The sequence below is a fragment of the Eubacterium sp. SB2 genome, assembly GCF_001244405.1.
Taxonomy (GTDB): domain Bacteria; phylum Bacillota; class Clostridia; order Lachnospirales; family Lachnospiraceae; genus Faecalicatena; species Faecalicatena contortus_B.
This window is the reverse complement of sequence record NZ_LN865148.1, coordinates 333316-350394: the sequence shown is the minus strand read 5'-3', so window position 1 is coordinate 350394 and position 17079 is coordinate 333316. Positions and strand designations below refer to the sequence as shown.

Genomic DNA, 17079 nt, shown 5'->3' with positions numbered 1-17079 from the left:
TGGTACAAAAACATGTATAATAAGAATCAGATTGTCGGTAAATGGAATAGCGGTGTGAAGGAGCAGAGTTAAAATGGAGAGAATATTGGTCGTAGAGGATGACAGGATTTTAAATATGACCCTGAGTTATAACCTGAAAAGTGCAGGATATGAGGTGGAATCGGTTATGAATGCGGCGGATGCAGAGAAAATTGTGGGGGGACAGCAATTTGCACTGGTTGTGCTGGACGTGAACCTGCCGGACGGGAACGGGTACGAGGTGTGCCGTACCATAAAAGAGAAGCAGGATGCCGCCGTGATATTTGTAACGGCGCAGGATATGGAGAGCGATATGCTCAAGGGCTATGAATGCGGGGCGGACGATTACGTGACAAAACCCTTTTCCGTGGCAGTATTTCAGAAGAAAGTGGCAGCGATTCTGAGCCGCATGGAGAAAAAGCTGGTATCGGATGTGTTCGATGACGGGTATCTGGCAATTGATTTCACAGAGAACACCTGCACGGCAGGACAGCTACCTGTGGCTCTTACCCCAAAAGAATGGAAGCTATTGAAAATCTTTGCCAAGAGCGGGAAGCAGGTTCTTACCAGACAGATCCTGCTGGACAGGTTGTGGGATATAGACGGCAACTTTGTGGATGACCATACACTGACAACTACATTGAGTGCGCTGAGAAAGAAGATTGAGAATAAAGAACATACCTATATACAGACGGTGTACGGAATGGGTTATATGTGGAAGGGCGGTGAGCTAAGATGAATTATCATAGCCTCTCCCTCGGGAGGATTGTCCGTTATATCAGCTGTGGGGTGATATTGACAGATGTGGTGATCCTTGCTATGGTTTATGCTCTGACCGGGAGCCGCACCGCCGTGTTTGGTACAGCGGCCGCGGCGGCCGCCACTGTCTGCTGGGGAATTGCTCTAACCGTTGTTTTTCAGAAGAAATTATCCGTGTTTACAGAAGAGATCTGCGCCATTTTGGAAGAAATGGCAGAGGACAACCTGCAGGAAAAGCCTTATATGGAAGAAGAGACACTTTTAGCCAGGATTGTACACAGACTCAGGCAGCTCTACAAGGTCATGCAGAAGCAGAAGGAGCAGAATGTCAGAGCAAGGGAGGAGCTTCAGTCCCTTGTATCGGATATTTCACACCAGACGAGGACTCCGGTCACAAACCTGAAGATGATCCAGGAGACCCTGCATGACGACAGCCTTACGGAAAGCGAGAAAAACGAATTTCTCAAAGCTTTCGCTTCTCAGATTGACAAACTGGATTTCCTTGTGCAGGCCATGGTGAAGACGTCGCGGCTGGAAACCGGAGTTATCATGCTTACGAAGAAAACACAGAATCTGTACGATACGCTGGCAGAGGCTGTGGGAGGCATATTTACAAAGGCGGCACAGAAGCAGATGGATGTGCGGGTGGACTGCCCGGAGACATTTCTGGTGTCTCATGACCCAAAATGGACCACGGAAGCCATCTTTAATATTCTGGACAATGCGGTGAAGTATACGCCTCCAGGGGGGATGATCAGTGTATCGGTGGAACGCTGGGAGGCCTATGTAAAGATTGACATTGCAGATACCGGAAAGGGGATCCCGGAAGAACATTATGCCCTGATTTTCCAGCGCTTTTACAGGGAGGAAGAGGTGCATGATGAGGAGGGTGTGGGGATCGGACTGTATCTGGCGCGGGAGATCATTTCCCTTCAGGGAGGCTATGTGAAGGTTAGCTCACGGCAGAGGAGCGGTTCAGTTTTTTCTGTCTTTTTACCAAATGAATGAGAAATATGGCAGTAGTTCTGTGGCTATTATATGGCCTGTTATTAAAAATTAGAATATTCTTTCAGATAGATTAGCAGAAGTTTTTGTGGTATGCTATGAATAAAAAGGAAGAACAGGCAGTAATGACTGGAATGTTTTCAGCATGCTGTCTGTTCTATTTATGTGAGAAGAGCGGAAATATAATGAAAAGTCCCGAAAACGGGACTTTTTCAGTGAGAATAATCAAAATTAACGAAAGAGCCCGGAGGATTCCCGGACAATTGCCGATTATAATAGGCTTTAGAAAGTCAGAGGAGGAAATCAAAATGAACATATTACAGGTGACTGGATTAAAAAAATATTATGGGGAGGAACCAACTATTACAAAGGCGCTGGATGGAGTGGATCTTTGTGTGGAAGAGGGGGAATTCACGGCAATTGTCGGAACAAGCGGGAGCGGGAAATCTACGCTTTTGAATATGATGGGCGGCCTGGATATACCGACATCCGGAAGTGTGGTGGTGAGAGGAAAAGAGCTGTCTAAAATGAATGATGAACAACTTACGGTCTTCCGAAGAAGAAATATCGGATTTATTTTCCAGAACTATAATCTCATTCCGATTCTGAACGCTTATGAAAATATTGTTATGCCGGTGGAACTGGACGGGAACCGGGTGAATGCACGCTACGTGGAGGAAGTGGCAGGACTTTTGAGCCTGAAAGACAGACTCGAATACATGCCCGGCAGTCTTTCGGGAGGGCAGCAACAGCGAGTGGCCATTGCGCGCGCCCTTGTATCAAAACCAGCCATCGTCCTGGCTGACGAACCGACCGGAAATCTGGACAGCAGAACAAGCGCCGATGTGATCGGGCTGTTAAAACGAACCTGTTATGAGCTGAACCAGACAATTGTCATGATTACTCACAATGACCAGCTGGCCCAGATGGCAGACCGGATCATACGGATCGAAGACGGCAGGATCACAGCATAGGAGGGCATAAGCGATGGTATTACCTTTTGAAAATGACAATCTGAAGATTATGAAAACGCTGTCAAGAAGAAGTTTCCTGGCAAGCCGTTTCCGCAATCTGGTAGCAGTGCTGGCGATTGCACTCACGGCCGTTCTGTTTACTTCCATTACCACGATCGGCATGGGAACCATGGAATCTATGAAGATGACCCAGCAGATTCAGAAAATGAGCAAGGCGGATGTGGATATCCGGAATTTGACAGAGGAACAGTATGAAAAACTGAAAGAAAGCGGTATCGCCAGTGAATTAGGACTTCGTATGCCTATAGGCTTTCTGACAAATACGGTGAGACATGAGATAGAGCTGGATCTGGAAAACTCTGTTCAACGGGAGCTAACCTTCTGCCAGCCAACTCACGGAGTGGAACCCGTGAAAGCCAATGAAATTGTGGCATCAGATAGAGCGCTGGAGGAACTGGGGGCAAAACCGGAAGTGGGAGCAGAGGTGATCATTGAATTCACCGTACACGGAAGGGATTATCAGCTTCCAATGGTTGTATCGGGATGGTATGAAAGTTCCCATGACGAACTGAGTATCATGACTGTGTCAGAGGCATTCAAGCAGGAGCACCCGGAGATTTTTGCGTATACTTACCGGGAAGATGCGGAACTGGCAGGGACGTACTGGGCCGATTTTATAATGGCTGATAGAACGAATATGGAAGAGCAGCTGGATGAGTTTGTAGAATCCATAGGCGGATCCAGGGAAATCGGCGCCCCAAATAGTATCCCGGCGGTGATCAACCAGGAAACGAATCCTGGGATGGACAGTAAAATGATGGCTGCTTTTGCGGTACTGGTGATTCTGTTTATCTTTTGCGGGTATCTGCTGATCTACAATGTTTTTGATATTGCTGTTATGCAGGAAGTAAGGCGTTATGGCCTGTACCGGACCATTGGTATGTCAAAAAAACAGGTAAAACAGCTGATCAACAGGCAGGCGGTATGGGTGTCCTGCATGGGAATCCCGCTTGGTCTGCTGATCGGATTCTTTGTGGGAAAAATAACACTTCCGAAAATTATGGATATCCTTTCAACGGAGTATAAGAACATTGTGATTTCGGTTTCCCCGAATCCGGTAATCTTTATCGCAGCGGCGATTCTGGCCGCGCTGACTGTATTCATCAGTACGAGAAAACCTGCAAGAATGGCATCCAATATCTCTCCCATGGAAGCATTCCGGTATGTAGAGACAAAAGGGAAAAACCGGAAAAATGCCAAGGTGAAAAGACATTACAGAGGAATCAATCTCGGACAGATGGCATTTGCGAATCTTGGAAGAAATAAAAGACGTTCCGTATTCATCGTTGTCTCTCTGATGCTCAGTGTAGTGATGCTAAATATGGTAGGTACGGCAGCAGGAAGTGTGGATGTAGAGCGTCAGGTGAATGAGATGATACGTACAGACTTTGAGATCGCCCATGTGGATACAAGCAGCAATTTGAAAGGATTTATCCGCCATGACCAGGCAGTTCCCCAAGAGGCTGTCCAGGCCGTGCAGGAAATGCCGGGCGTGACAGACGCAAGTTTGGTATATAAGAATACGCTGGAAGACCTGCAGGTAACTTTTGATTACGGCATGAAAATCTCGGATATTAAAGTATTCGATGAGCAGGGAACAGAGCAGAGAGCCGGCCTGGATCCGGATGGCCGCTTTGTATCGGTGGGAGCAGATGATTATCCGATCTGCAATGTATATGGAATGGAAAAGGCCGGGCTTGCACATCTGCAGATTGCGGAGGGAGAAAAAGATTTTAATAAGCTTTATGAAAAGCTGATGGAGGGCGGCAGCGTCATTCTGGGAATGCAGGCTGACAGAAAAACAAAAGTGCTGAAAGAATACTATAATTATATGAACGTAGGGGATACCATAACCGCCCGCATAAACGGGGAAGAGATAAAGAGCTATACTGTGATCGCAAAAGCCGCCCTTACAAGCGATGATGAAGGGTTTGGATACAGTGTAAGCAGTTCGATTGATGTGGGGATTGATGCGCCTTATCTGTATCTCCCGCAGGAAGAAATGAAAGAGCTTTATCAGGAACCGGCTGTTATGAAGTATACCTTCGATGTAGAGGAGGGCAGCAAAGACGAGATGAGGCAGTTCCTGGAATCTTATATACAGGAGAATCCGTCCCTCACCTACCTGTCCGCGGATAAGGCAAGGGCAAGCGCAGAATCTTCAAAAACCATGATCTATATGGTCGGCGGAATCATTGCATTCATCTTCGGAATCACAGGAATTCTGAATTTGATAAATATGATGAGCACAAGTATTCTGGCAAGGCGGAGAGAATTTGCAACAATGCAGAGCATCGGAATGACGAAAAAACAGCTGAGAAAACTGCTCATGCTGGAGGGCTGCTTTTATGCGGCGGGAGCAGCGGTTCTGGGAATCGTGTTCTCAGTAGTGGTTGATCAGACACTTTTAAAAATGATGCTGTCCAATCCTTCTATGTGGTACTTCACATATCACATTACAATCCTTCCGGCGGTAATTCTGAGCATGATACTGGTTGTGATATCTGTGCTTATACCGCGGGGGGCAATGCGGATGTTCTATAAGGGAAGTGTGGTGGAGCAGCTGAGGATAGCTGAGTAAGGGAAACCGAGGCATTAGGGTTAAGCAGGGTTCATACAGGAAGACTTGACACTTCCTGATTGAACTCTGCTTCTGTTTTGTACAGACCGTCCCGTTTCAATGAAGTATTATGCCTTTCACTCATTCATACTTTTCGATTGCCTTGTGGATTATCGTGTAGTATAATTTAGAAAATAAATGAATCGAGGTCTGACATGGAAAACGAATTTCAAATACAAGTTAAGAAGCTGCAGAGGTTAGAAACTACATATGTGATTTTTGGACAAGGCACGAAGATGCCTTTTCTGATCTGTGATGAAGAATCTTTTAATGATCAGATCTGGGTGTTTACCACTGAGGATGGAGCAAAAGATTTTGCACAGAAGCGCAAGGATGAGAATAAAGACTTCATGATGGTTGTCAAACTGGAGAACAAGCAGCTCCTTGGATTCTACAGCAGCCTGTACCTCCTGGGTGTAAATGAGATCGTATTCGCAGAGGAGGCGCAGCTATCCAAGATTCCTCTGGAGCAGCTGGTGGTACAGAAGGATTATTCCAAGCTCCCCAAGAATCAACAGCCGCTTTTGAATCCGCAGATGCAGCTGACCGGACTCTATTTTATGCAGGAAGTCCAGAGGGCCATCCCGAATAATGAGAAGCCGAAGCTGCGTGAACTGGAAGAAGAGATGGCGGTGAATCTGGTGAGATCCAGATTCTTGATTGCGGTAGAGGTAGAGGGCGAAAAGAGGCTGCCGGATGGCTCCAATATCAAGATCCCCTGTGTAAAGAACCAGGAGGGCAAGATGTTCCAGCCGATTTTCACGGATTATAATGAGTTTGTAAAGTTCAATTCACAGGGCAAATTCCAGGCCAATATGATCGAATTTGCCAATATAGAGAAGGTGCTCGGCAAGAATGTAGAAGGCATCGTGATGAATCCGCAAAGTATGAATATCGTTATATTAAAAAGTAAGATTCCTGGGCTGCTGCAGCGGTTCGTGCAGGGGTAGTGTATTACCGTTTCTATATTTGCTGGCTTTTAGAGTGATAACATAAATACTCGGAAAGTCTTCTCTTTTTTGTGATGACACAGTCGCTTGGCAAATACTTGCTTTTCCCTTCATTTCTCGAGTATAGATAAAATAAAAACGGCCCATACCCTTTAAAATGGATATGAGCCGTTTTTGCTACCGTGTAATTGTAAAGTATGCCGGTAAATAAAAAACGCAGCAGGAGGGATTTGAACCCCCGGAGCGTTGCCGCTCTTCTGCTTTCGAGGCAGATGCCATCAGCCAACTCGACCACTGCTGCGTATGGGGTGCGTCACTTATCTGGCACACCTCTGATATTGTAACAAATTTCGTCAGGAAACTCCAGTATTTTTTGAAGAAAATACTGCTTTTTTTTGAAGCCGTGGGTAGCCCCATTTAAAGAACCAGAAGCACAGGACAATCTGGACCACGGTGGAACAGGGCGTAGCCAGTGCTATGTGAAACAACGACACTTCTTCCGCCTGGCTTGCCAGCCAGGACACTGGGATCCGCACCCCGAATGCTCCGATTAGGCCCTGGATCATAACAAAAGTGGTACAGCCGCATCCATTAAAATACCCGATGAAGCAAAACAGAAAGGAAACCAGCAGTGTATCAATCGCGTACCCTTTCAGGTATTCTGCTGAGGCCAGGATAATAGCTGTGTCTCTGGCAAAAATGCGTGACAGGGCGGCTCCGTGGAAGAATGCAAAATAGCTCATGACCAGTCCCAGGCAGAAAGAGGTAGCCATGCCATAATACATGCCCTTCCTTGCCCGCTGGGGCTGCCCTGCTCCGATATTCTGTGCAACATATGCGGACATGGACTGGGTATAGGCGGAGGGAACCAAAAGGATAAAACCGCAGAGCTTCTCCGCAACGCCTACACCTGCCGATGCAATTACACCTAGTTGGTTGACGATTGCCGTAATTGCCAGAAACGAAATGCTGACCAGCAGATCCTGCAGTGCACAGGGAGCGCCCATCTTACAAATCCTGAAAATGACTTTTTTATGAAACCGGATCTGTTTTCTGGAAAACGGAAAAATCAGTCCCCGCTTCCGGATAATAAGCATGGACAGAAATACACTGACTGCCTGTGCTGTAACCGTGGCAGCGGCAGCTCCGGCCGCGCCCATGTTCAGCCCGGCTACAAAGAGCAGGTCCAGCGCAACATTGGCAGCACAGGCAATTGCTACAGCCATGAGCGGGGTATGTGAATCCCCCATCCCCCGGAAGATACTGCCCAGAGTATTATAGGCGGCGATAAACACAATCCCTCCGGAGCAGACTCGGACATACTGCACAGTAAAGTCATAGGCCTCCGGAGGAGCCTGGAGAAGACGGACCAGAGCTGGTGCAGCCAGAAGCATAACAGCGGTAAGGATCAGTGAAAATGCGGCAAAAAGGCAGATCCCGGCTCCCACGGTATTGCCGATTTCATTTTCCTTATGCTGACCAAACTGCTGACCTATGATAATTGTGACACCCATAGAAAGCCCGGTGATAACCACGGTCAGCGTATAAAGAATCTGGCTGCCGGTAGCCACAGCTGACACTGCCGCAGGCGCGGCGAACTGCCCGACAACAAGCAGATCCACGGCTCCGTACAATGTCTGTAGTATCAAAGCCGCCATAATAGGCAAAGTAAATTTCATAAGGGGTCCTAATATCTTCCCCTGCGTTAAATTTGAAGCATTATGCATCTCAGTCATCCCCTTTAAACTTTTGTAATGTAATGTTTTATTTAACAGGCAAAATAAAAGTCTACCCTGTAAAATAAAAAAGGATAAGAAAGCAGACATTTCAGTCCGCCATCTTATCCGGCAAATAATCTATCTTGAGTATCCGCCCTCCGATGAGCAAGTTTATTTTAGAACAAAAAGGAGGAAAATGTCAACTGATTTTTAATGCCTGTTTCTTATATATTTTAATCATTGTAGAATTAAAGCAGTTTTCAAGTGGTCATAAAGGGCCATAAATGACAGGCAAGTATATTGACATGCGGGTACATAAATGATATGCTACTAAAAGTAAACTTTGAGGGAATGAAGTTCTCCCGTGGATGATTCCAAAAACGCTTTTTAGCTGATGACTTCTGTGTAAAAACAGGGGTGTCAGCTTTTTTTGTTGGAAATTATTACGCCGTATCTGTTATAGGAGCTGAGACCTTCCGGCAGTCAGGCTGTAATTATCCCGTATTGTGGGATGGCTGTTGGAGAAGAAAACTAGAGTAAAGGATGAAGAAAATATGTATGACAGAATAAAAAGAGTATTAATGACTTATAAGGAATTGGTGGTTTTGGGCCTGCTGGGAATTCCGATCGGGTTGGTAGTGGGCAGCATTGATGCGGTATTTGGGAGGATTCTGCTGGGGATCACTGATTTCAGGGATGCGCATCCGTTGCAGTTGATCCCCTTTCTGGCCCTGGCCGGTGCATTCATAGCATTCTGTTATCTCAAATTCGGGGGGAAAAGCAGTAAGGGAATGAATTTGATTTTTGAAGTCGGCCATGGGGAGGAGGAAGTGATTCCGCTCAGGTTGATTCCGTTTGTCATTTCCGGCACCTGGATTACTCATTTATTTGGCGGCAGTGCTGGGCGGGAAGGGGTGGCAGTACAGATTGGGGCGACTTTTTCCCATTGGGTGGGTAAGAAAATTCCGCTGAAAAACAGTTCCCATATCTTTTTGGTAACAGGGATGGCCGCCGGATTTGCCGGACTCTTTCAGACACCGCTTGCGGCAGTATTTTTTGCAATGGAGGTTCTGATAGCCGGTGCATTGGAATATCAGGCGCTGCTCCCTGCCGTTACAGCTGCATTTACAGCCAGTATGACTTCTCATTTCCTTGGGCTGGAAAAGTTCACCTTTGCTCTGACAGCGGAAATGAATTTGAATCTGCCGGATATGGGAAAGCTGATCCTGGCCGGAATTCTGTTCGGAATTGTGGGCGGCGCATTTGCCTGGACGTTGAAATACATAAAAGCGAAACTTTCCAGGATTTGGAGCCAGCCGGTTATCCGCATCTTCTACATGGGACTTATCATAAGCTTGCTGCTGCTTTTGCTCTATCAGGGGAGATATGCAGGGCTGGGGACGAATCTGATCCATACAAGTTTTTATGGCGGGGAAATTTACAGCTTTGACTGGATTCTGAAATTCATTCTAACAATCATGACACTGGCGGCCGGTTTTCAAGGCGGTGAGGTCACTCCGCTGTTCGCCATCGGCGCAAGTCTGGGAGCGGCAGCCGGACCTGTGCTGGGAATCCCCCCGGAACTTGCGGCGGCGCTAGGCTATGCCGGCGTCTTCGGAAGTGCCAGCAATACATTTCTGGCGCCGGTGCTGATCGGGGCGGAGGTGTTTGGTTCTGCATACTTTCCACAATTTTTTATAACGTGCGCGTTTGCGTATCTGTTTAACCTAAACAAGTCCATATATTCTCTACAGAAGATATGGGGAGGAACGCGTTCTGGTTAAAGGGGCGCGCTGTAGATGGACAGTCAGGGAGCCGCATTCGGATATACATGCTGTCTGATAATGCACCCGTGGGTCAACGAATTCTAGGAAAAAATCAGGCGGGAAACAGGGGCACGGGATGACACAGCGTGAGAAAATTGATATTTTCCCACACTGGGTCATCCGAGACCGTGATTCGGAATCACGGTCTCTCCCCTGTTTCCCGCCTGATTTTTTCCAAGAATTCGTAGGATCCACTCTAGCATTATCAGACAGCATGTATATCCGAATGCGGCTCCCTGACTGTCCATCTACAGCGCTAGACTCATCAAGACAGAAGTGCGGCTTTCCCGGTGGGGATATCAGATGGGAGCAGTGGATCACGTTGGGCTGCAAGTGGGATATTGGGAGGGGAAACAAAAACGGACGGCCAGTTGTGAACATGTTGGGAGCCACATATAAATCCAGTGGTAATAAATTACGGTACTGAAAGTATACAATATAACCAACATACAAAAGCGTCTGCATAAAAATACTGGAGTCAATATTCCTCCTATTATCCAATTCAATCCGCTGCTCCCGCCGATCATTCCCCCCAAGTGTCGGAACATCTTCCGCAAGGATGCACGCAGCCTGCCGAAAGAGGGGGTTCTGCCCGGGGGCGGGAAACAGGAAGGGGCCTTTCAGCAAGCATAGAATGCGCGCTAGAACGGCTTAGCGGAAACCCTGCCGGATTTTGAGGCTGAACTCGGCTCACAAAGCCGAGTTCAAGACGGCCTGAGCTGCACAATCATCAAGATTGTGCAGTGAATGCCGTCGGTGTCTCAAAATCCGGCAGGGTTTCCGCTTAGCCGTTCTAAGCAAATGGACAGCTTGCAGAAAGGCCCCTTCCTGTTTCCCGCCCCCGGGCAGAACCCCCTCTTTCGGCAGGCGTCCCCCCTTACACACATCTCCCGCCCACTATTATGATCTTGACAATAGTGTGCGTCATACAGTATAATTTGTTTATAGGAGGATTTACTATGCCGGAAGAGAAGGATTTGATGGCGAACCTGACGTCAGAGCTGCGCAGGGGCACGCTGATTCTTAGTGTGCTGAGCCAGCTGGGGGAAGCCAAGTATGGATATGCTCTTGTCCAGAGCCTTGAGGAGAAGGGCGTAGAGATCGACCCGAACACGCTGTATCCTCTGCTTCGGCGTCTGGAGAAGCAGGGACTTTTGAGCAGCGAATGGGACGTGGGAGAATCAAAGCCGAGGAAATATTACAGAAGGACTCCCATGGGAGATGATATTTACAGGGAACTGAAGACGCAGTGGGAGCAGCTTTCGTTTAACATGGATCGGATTTTAAGGGAGGGAGCGTTATGACAGACAGGGAGAGAGAACTGATTAATCGCTATGTATATGAAGTTACGAAACGTGTCCCAAAGGAGCAGCGGGATGAGATTGAGCTGGAGATGAGAGAACTGATCGGGGATATGCTGGAAGAGCTGACGCTCGATCAGGTATTTGCAAAACTTGGAGATCCGGCTGTGTTTGCCCGAAAGTACAGGGAAGATAAAAATTATGTCATCAGTCCTGATTATTATGACAATTATATCTGGGTGATGAAGATCGTGCTGATCTGTGTATGGACAGGGATGTTTATTTCCATGGTGGTTCAGTGTGTGATTGACTATAGAAATGTATTCTACGAGATAGCGCGTTTCATAAGCGGGCTAATGACGGGGTCTGTTGGTGCATTTGGAGCGGTGACGCTGGTCTTTGCATTTATGGAACGGCAGAAGATAAAGGTGGAACTAAAGAAGGATAAGGTCTGGACCTCCGATATGCTGAATCCGATACCGGATAAGAAGGCCAGGATCAGCCGGGGGGATTGTGTGGCATCCCTGGTATTTATCATGATTTTTGCCTTTATTCTCATATTTGTACCGCAGTTTATTGGAGCAAGCTTTACAGATGGGAACGAAGTTACACGCATTTCCCTCTTTAATCTGGACAAATGGGGGATGATACTGCCCATATTTCTGGTTGCCCTGATGGCTGCATTTGTAGATGAAATTATCCGGCTGGTAGCCGGGTGCTACTGCCGGACTGTGATGCTGAGCAGTGTCATAGCGAATGTGATTCAGGTAATATTGGCGATACTTGTATTAAAAGTATTTCCCATCTGGAATCCCAATTTTGTATTTGAGTTAGAGTCAAACTTAAGCGAGTCATTACACTGGAAAAATGAGCTGATTAACAGGTGGAATGCAGGGCTGCTATCTGACATCATCCTGGGGATCATCGTATTTGCATCAGTCATAGAGGTTGGACTGACCGTGTACAGGACTGTGCGGTATGGGAGAGATTTGGGCGGGCGTTGAGATATGAAAACCAGTATGGTTTCCGGAAAAGAACACTTTGAATTAAATAGACGCTGAGAAAGAGGTATATTACTGCTTATGCAGATGCATCCAGAGTACCTCAAAAGCAGGAACACAGCCAGGGAGTTGTATGCCCTGGCTGTGATGTTTTGTGACTATAATTACAGATCAAAAGAATCCAGTTCTTGGATTTGTCTCTTTTTTTGCTGCATTTTGCTATGGTTCTGCTCCAAGAGCGGGGTTATCTTTTGGCATAAATCCTCGGTTATCCGCAGGCATTCCAGCGCGTCCTCCCTGTTAACCTCTACAAAGTTATCACCAGGATATCTGGCGTCATAGTAAAAATCGCCAAGCCACTTCATGTCTTTTGATGAAAGGTCTAATTTAGGATAAATTTCTTTCAGCTTGTTGGTGATAGCCCGCAAATTATGGGAATGCATAAGTCCCAGAGCATCTTCCGCAAAAGTTACTTCTAAAATTGCCTTCAGGTATTTCTCAGCAGACTGCGCGCACAGAGCAGCGACTCCATTATAGTTGCCAAGCTGTTCACCTACCTGCATTCCGGCCTTTGCATAACAATAATCGTTATACGCCATTCCATAGTAAGAATTTATTTTTTTTTCCATAATACGATTCCCTCCTTTTTGACCTGAGATACTAAAAGGCATTCTGAGTTTCGAAATGTTTCAATATCATAAAAAACTAAATCTATATTCTCTTCATCAAATTCACTGCATAAATCACCTCGGAGTAAGCGGTCGGGAATGCATGATGTAATTGCCATTAAATCAATATCGCTTTTTATGGTTTGTTCTGTACGTGCATAGCTGCCAAACAGTATAATATATTCCAAATCAGGTATTCGGCTGATCAGGTACTGTATCTTTTCTGCAATGAAAGTTTTTGTAGTACCTTCCAAAAAAGATATTGACTCATCTATTTTCATTATGCCCTCCTTATCGGTTGAGTTGCAGAGTTTTAGGGGTGTTGGTATAAATTTCTGAGTGATATATTAATTTATCATAGCATAAAATATATGTCAAAAACAATCTGTATTTGGTACGTTTAGTGGAAAATATAAGTAAATCAGCTCAAATATTTAGTTTTTTTTATTCATAATAAAATTTTACTTCAGGCAGGCGTCCCTTCTTCGTTCTCCCCCGCTTTCAATAAGTACTTGCAATATTGAAAGGGAAGAGGTAAGATTCTTTTATAAAACGATTTATGAAAGAAAAATCCACCCCCGTTTAAGAGCGGGTTTTTAACAGGAGGCAGCATATGGGCACAGGGATCGGAATCGATAAAAGGAAAGCAAATTTAGCAAAGGTGGCAAAGTTCATCCTGCACCGCCGCAGCACATCAAAGCCGGAGATTGCGGCTATGCTTGGCCTGAGTATGCCAACGGTTTTACAAAACGTGAAGGAGCTGCTGGAGCGCGGAATTATCGTTGAGAGCGGGGAATATGAGTCGACCGGCGGGCGTAAGGCAAAGGCATTGTCAGTCAATGCGGGGTTGAAGTATGCGGCAGGGATTGATATTACGGCGAATCATATCAGCTATGTCGTGATTGACCTGACGGGAGAACTGATAGAAAAAGAACGGATCCGGGCCGTGTTTGAAAACTCACTGGAGTATAATGAAAAGGTGCATCAGGGCTTTCTGGAATTTGTGCAAAGAGCAGGGATCGAGGCTAAAAGGATTTTGGGCGTGGGGATTTCGCTTCCGGGGATTATCGACAAGGAGCATGAGACCCTGATCATTTCCCATATCTTAAGGCTTAAGAATGTAAGCCTGAAAAATCTTAGCCGTTTGTTTGAATATGAAGTCTGCTATGAGAATGATGCCAACAGCGCGGCGATGGCGGAAATGTACCGGCTGGAGAAGAATGCGGTATATTTGTCCCTGAGCAATTCGGTGGGCGGGTCTTTTTATATTCATAACGGAATATACGAGGGGGATGATTACCGGAGCTCCGAATTCGGGCATATGATCATTGTGCCGGGAGGCAGACAGTGTTACTGCGGGAAGAAGGGATGCGTGGACGCTTACTGTTCCGCACAGGTTTTGGCAGCGAAAGCGGATGATAATCTGGAGCAGTTTTTCGAAAGGCTGGATAGAGGCGATGAAGATTTGCAGCAGGTATGGGATGAGTATCTGGAGTATCTGGCGGTAACAGTTACCAATCTGAGGATGGCATACGACTGCGATATCATTCTTGGCGGGTATGTGGGGGGATACCTGGAAAAATATATGGCGGAATTGAGTAAAAGAGTGATAAAATATAATGGCTTTGAGAATGACACAACTTATCTGAAAACATGCAGCTTCCAAAAGGAGGTGTCTGCTGTAGGAATTGCGATGAGTTTTGTGGAAAATTTTTTTGAATCACTCGGGCGTGTTTAGTATGCATTAATGGAACAATGGGCAAATGTGATTTGCAGGGAAATGAGTGGCGGTTACTGTTCACGGAACAAAGGAAGACTATGAAAAAGAATATTTTTTATTCCAGGACAAAGAAAGGGTCTGGTGGAAAATGAAATCTATATACTGTATATTGCTTATAACTATGTGTTTAAATAACAATATATAGTATAAATGTTTCGTTTTCCAAAAACTCTTTCTTTGTCCTTATATTTTCTGAGACGAAGTACAAATCAAGTAGAATCTCTTACAATCAATTCTGTATTCAACAATATATGTTGTGTCGGCGAAGATGGATTTTCTATCAAATCTAGTAACAATTCACATGACTGATGCCCGATCTGCCGTTTCGGCTGGCTGATCGTGGTTAAGGAAGGAACAACCATTTTAGATAAATCAATATTATCAAACCCGATGACCGCGATATCTTTGGGCACCTGCAGATTGCAGTTTTGTATTGCTTTTATTGCGGCTGCGCCATAGACGTCGGATACACAATAAAAGGCATCGGGATGGTCAGGTTTCTTTAATAAGGCCGATATGATAGAAACAGCCATATCAAAATCAATACTTGAAACATGCATGATCCATTCATTTCTGGGAACCAGCCCGGCTTTTGCCATGGCTTCTAAATAGCCCTTTTCACGGTATTTTGCGTATGCATTTGTCAGCATGCTGTTGATAAGGGCGATCTTCGTTCTCCCGGTAGAAATTAAATAATTGATTGCAATCTGAGAGGAATAAATATCGTCAATGGATACAAAGGAAACATTGGGCAGATAGCAATGCTCCGAACACATTACGATGGGGTACTTTAGCCGCAGTCTGCTTAATTTCTCTTTGTCAAAGATATTATGGACGAGAAGCAGACCTGAAAAATGATTCTGATCCATAATGACTTCATACTCGTTTAATGCATTTTTATAGTCTGACGCTTCATAAAAAAAAGTGCGGAATCCCCTGGAAGCAGCCGCTGCCTGGATTCCATCGATTACCTCCGTATAAAAAGGGTTTCTAAAATCCGGAAAACAAACGAGAATAGAGCAGGTGTTCGTTGCTGTTTCAGCTATGTGAAAGTCTTTCGGGGTTAGGCCAAAGTGGGAGATTGCCTGTAATACTTTTTGTGTGGTTTCAGGCTTTACATATCCACTTTTATTAATAATGCGGGATACAGTAGCAATGGATACATTTGCCTGTTTTGCAATTTGTGAGATGGTTACGGTTTTTGAAATAGCCATGCTGACCTCCTGGGTGTAAAAAATATGTAAAATTTACATACAAATTAGTGAAAATATTTAAAAATCGATCCTTAAACTGCTGTTATTAATGAAAATTATATAAGGTATTGAAAAGAATGTCAATCGATAATATAATAAAAGTGTAAAAATTACATATTAAAGTAAAAAATGTGAAAAAAATCAGAAAGGAGGTGCGAATATGAAGCAGGGATTTGTGACTGCTGTTATGGATCAGTATTCAATAGAAGAAGTGATTGATTTTGCAGCTTCCAATGGGTTCGAATGCATAGAAGCGGCATGTTGGCCAAAAGAAAAAGCGGAAAGACGTTACGCAGGTGTAACACACATTGATGTGGATAAACTAGATCATGAAAGCGCAGAGTATATTTTAACCTATTGCCGGAAAAGAAGAATAGAAATATCTGCATTAGCCTATTACCCAAATGTATTGGATCCTGATTTGGAAAAAAGAGCTTATTGTATTGAGCATTTAAAAAAAGTCATAGAAGCCGCCAACAGATTGAAAGTATATATGGTGACAACATTTATAGGAAGAGTTCCCGATTTGAATGTTATGAAAAATTTAGAGATCGCAGAGGAAGTCTGGGGGCCTCTCTTACAATTTGCAGAGGAGCTGGGGGTTAATATAGCAATTGAAAACTGTCCGATGCTATTTACAGAGGACGAATGGCCCGGAGGAAAGAACATTGCAACATCGCCCGTTATCTGGAGGGAATTGTTTCATAGGCTGCCAAGCCCCAATTTAGGCCTGAATTATGATCCGTCACATTTTATATGGCAGGAAATGGACTATATCAAACCGATCTATGAATTTAAAGATAAAATATTTCATGTCCACTATAAAGACATTAAGCTGAATAAAGAGGCGAGAAGTGAGGTTGGTATACTGGCGGCGCCGCTGTCTTATATGACTCCCAGGATTCCGGGGCACGGAGATGTGGACTGGGGGGGCTATATATCTGCATTACTCGAAATTGGATATCAGGGGGCTGCATGTATAGAAATAGAAGATAAATCTTTCGAGAACAGGAAAGAGAATATAGAAAATGCACTGAAGATCAGCAGACAATATTTAAAACAGTTTATTAATTATCCGGAACTGCCAGACAGCCCAAAAGTCCGGAACTGAGATTTGCATAATCCATAAATAGACGGTAAAAAAGG

14 protein-coding genes, 1 tRNA gene and 1 riboswitch are annotated in these 17079 nt (G+C 45.2%); of the genes, 10 read left to right on the top strand and 5 right to left on the bottom strand.

Annotation, left to right across the window (positions count from 1 at the left end; translation table 11 throughout):
- Positions 1–73 precede the first annotated feature (73 nt).
- The 5 genes from BN1938_RS01665 (at position 74) to BN1938_RS01645 (ending at position 6386) form a co-directional block, all read left to right on the top strand.
- A complete protein-coding gene (locus BN1938_RS01665) occupies positions 74–757 on the top strand; it encodes a response regulator transcription factor (RefSeq protein WP_050638928.1) in 684 nt (227 codons plus the stop codon).
- The gene (locus BN1938_RS01660; RefSeq protein WP_050638927.1) at positions 754–1785 is read left to right on the top strand and encodes a sensor histidine kinase; all 1032 of its coding nucleotides are present in this window, start codon (positions 754–756) and stop codon (positions 1783–1785) included. Before BN1938_RS01665 ends, BN1938_RS01660 begins: the two co-directional genes overlap by 4 nt.
- Before the next feature lie 305 nt (positions 1786–2090).
- A complete protein-coding gene (locus tag BN1938_RS01655) occupies positions 2091–2756 on the top strand; it encodes an ABC transporter ATP-binding protein (RefSeq protein WP_050638970.1) in 666 nt (221 codons plus the stop codon).
- A 13-nt stretch (positions 2757–2769) separates the two neighbouring features.
- Positions 2770–5397: an ABC transporter permease gene (locus BN1938_RS01650; protein ID WP_050638926.1), complete on the top strand. Its 2628-nt coding sequence runs from the start codon at positions 2770–2772 to the stop codon at positions 5395–5397.
- Positions 5398–5591: 194 nt separating this feature from the next.
- A complete protein-coding gene (locus BN1938_RS01645) occupies positions 5592–6386 on the top strand; it encodes an SseB family protein (RefSeq protein ID WP_050638925.1) in 795 nt (264 codons plus the stop codon).
- Positions 6387–6601: 215 nt separating this feature from the next.
- Here BN1938_RS01645 and BN1938_RS01640 read toward each other — a convergent pair.
- Together BN1938_RS01640 and BN1938_RS01635 are read right to left on the bottom strand one after the other, a co-directional pair.
- Positions 6602–6687, bottom strand: a tRNA-Ser gene (locus tag BN1938_RS01640).
- 52 nt (positions 6688–6739) lie between these two features.
- Positions 6740–8113: an MATE family efflux transporter gene (locus tag BN1938_RS01635; protein ID WP_050638924.1), complete on the bottom strand. Its 1374-nt coding sequence runs from the start codon at positions 8111–8113 to the stop codon at positions 6740–6742.
- Between the two features lie 329 nt (positions 8114–8442).
- Positions 8443–8515, top strand: a riboswitch (Fluoride riboswitch).
- A gap of 143 nt (positions 8516–8658) precedes the next feature.
- Here BN1938_RS01635 and BN1938_RS01630 point away from each other — a divergent pair.
- The 3 genes from BN1938_RS01630 (at position 8659) to BN1938_RS01620 (ending at position 12235) form a co-directional block, all read left to right on the top strand.
- The gene (locus BN1938_RS01630; protein ID WP_050638923.1) at positions 8659–9888 is read left to right on the top strand and encodes a chloride channel protein; all 1230 of its coding nucleotides are present in this window, start codon (positions 8659–8661) and stop codon (positions 9886–9888) included.
- Between the two features lie 1001 nt (positions 9889–10889).
- On the top strand, positions 10890–11234 hold the full coding sequence (locus BN1938_RS01625; RefSeq protein ID WP_050638922.1) for a PadR family transcriptional regulator: 345 nt from the start codon (positions 10890–10892) through the stop codon (positions 11232–11234).
- Positions 11231–12235 carry a hypothetical protein gene (locus BN1938_RS01620; RefSeq protein WP_050638921.1) on the top strand — a complete coding sequence of 335 codons (1005 nt, stop codon included), beginning with the start codon at positions 11231–11233 and terminating at the stop codon, positions 12233–12235. The genes BN1938_RS01625 and BN1938_RS01620 overlap by 4 nt, the downstream gene beginning before the upstream one ends.
- A gap of 161 nt (positions 12236–12396) precedes the next feature.
- Here the strand turns inward: BN1938_RS01620 and BN1938_RS01615 are convergent, their stop codons facing one another.
- Together BN1938_RS01615 and BN1938_RS01610 are read right to left on the bottom strand one after the other, a co-directional pair.
- On the bottom strand, positions 12397–12861 hold the full coding sequence (locus BN1938_RS01615; RefSeq protein WP_050638920.1) for a HEPN domain-containing protein: 465 nt from the start codon (positions 12859–12861) through the stop codon (positions 12397–12399).
- Positions 12846–13181 carry a nucleotidyltransferase domain-containing protein gene (locus BN1938_RS01610; protein ID WP_050638919.1) on the bottom strand — a complete coding sequence of 112 codons (336 nt, stop codon included), beginning with the start codon at positions 13179–13181 and terminating at the stop codon, positions 12846–12848. Before BN1938_RS01610 ends, BN1938_RS01615 begins: the two co-directional genes overlap by 16 nt.
- A gap of 332 nt (positions 13182–13513) precedes the next feature.
- On the opposite strand from BN1938_RS01610, the gene BN1938_RS01605 reads away from it, so the two are divergent.
- On the top strand, positions 13514–14638 hold the full coding sequence (locus tag BN1938_RS01605; RefSeq protein ID WP_050638918.1) for an ROK family transcriptional regulator: 1125 nt from the start codon (positions 13514–13516) through the stop codon (positions 14636–14638).
- A gap of 251 nt (positions 14639–14889) precedes the next feature.
- On the opposite strand, the gene BN1938_RS01600 is transcribed toward BN1938_RS01605, so the two are convergent.
- Positions 14890–15894, bottom strand: a complete 1005-nt coding sequence (locus BN1938_RS01600; protein ID WP_050638917.1) for a LacI family DNA-binding transcriptional regulator — start codon at positions 15892–15894, stop codon at positions 14890–14892.
- Positions 15895–16093: 199 nt separating this feature from the next.
- Here BN1938_RS01600 and BN1938_RS01595 point away from each other — a divergent pair, with 199 nt between their 5' ends.
- On the top strand, positions 16094–17044 hold the full coding sequence (locus BN1938_RS01595) for a sugar phosphate isomerase/epimerase family protein (RefSeq protein WP_050638916.1): 951 nt from the start codon (positions 16094–16096) through the stop codon (positions 17042–17044).
- Positions 17045–17079: the final 35 nt, after the last annotated feature.

Excerpts from the sequence above, each read along its gene's own strand:
- BN1938_RS01630 (WP_050638923.1), top strand. The coding sequence starts at position 8,659 with ATGTATGACAGAATAAAAAGAGTATTAATGACTTATAAGGAATTGGTG.
- BN1938_RS01660 (WP_050638927.1), top strand. The coding sequence starts at position 754 with ATGAATTATCATAGCCTCTCCCTCGGGAGGATTGTCCGTTATATCAGC.
- BN1938_RS01635 (WP_050638924.1), bottom strand. The coding sequence starts at position 8,113 with ATGCATAATGCTTCAAATTTAACGCAGGGGAAGATATTAGGACCCCTT.
- BN1938_RS01605 (WP_050638918.1), top strand. The coding sequence starts at position 13,514 with ATGGGCACAGGGATCGGAATCGATAAAAGGAAAGCAAATTTAGCAAAG.
- BN1938_RS01615 (WP_050638920.1), bottom strand. The coding sequence starts at position 12,861 with ATGGAAAAAAAAATAAATTCTTACTATGGAATGGCGTATAACGATTAT.
- BN1938_RS01650 (WP_050638926.1), top strand. The coding sequence starts at position 2,770 with ATGGTATTACCTTTTGAAAATGACAATCTGAAGATTATGAAAACGCTG.
- BN1938_RS01665 (WP_050638928.1), top strand. The coding sequence starts at position 74 with ATGGAGAGAATATTGGTCGTAGAGGATGACAGGATTTTAAATATGACC.
- BN1938_RS01600 (WP_050638917.1), bottom strand. The coding sequence starts at position 15,894 with ATGGCTATTTCAAAAACCGTAACCATCTCACAAATTGCAAAACAGGCA.
- BN1938_RS01620 (WP_050638921.1), top strand. The coding sequence starts at position 11,231 with ATGACAGACAGGGAGAGAGAACTGATTAATCGCTATGTATATGAAGTT.
- BN1938_RS01655 (WP_050638970.1), top strand. The coding sequence starts at position 2,091 with ATGAACATATTACAGGTGACTGGATTAAAAAAATATTATGGGGAGGAA.
- BN1938_RS01645 (WP_050638925.1), top strand. The coding sequence starts at position 5,592 with ATGGAAAACGAATTTCAAATACAAGTTAAGAAGCTGCAGAGGTTAGAA.
- BN1938_RS01595 (WP_050638916.1), top strand. The coding sequence starts at position 16,094 with ATGAAGCAGGGATTTGTGACTGCTGTTATGGATCAGTATTCAATAGAA.
- BN1938_RS01625 (WP_050638922.1), top strand. The coding sequence starts at position 10,890 with ATGCCGGAAGAGAAGGATTTGATGGCGAACCTGACGTCAGAGCTGCGC.
- BN1938_RS01610 (WP_050638919.1), bottom strand. The coding sequence starts at position 13,181 with ATGAAAATAGATGAGTCAATATCTTTTTTGGAAGGTACTACAAAAACT.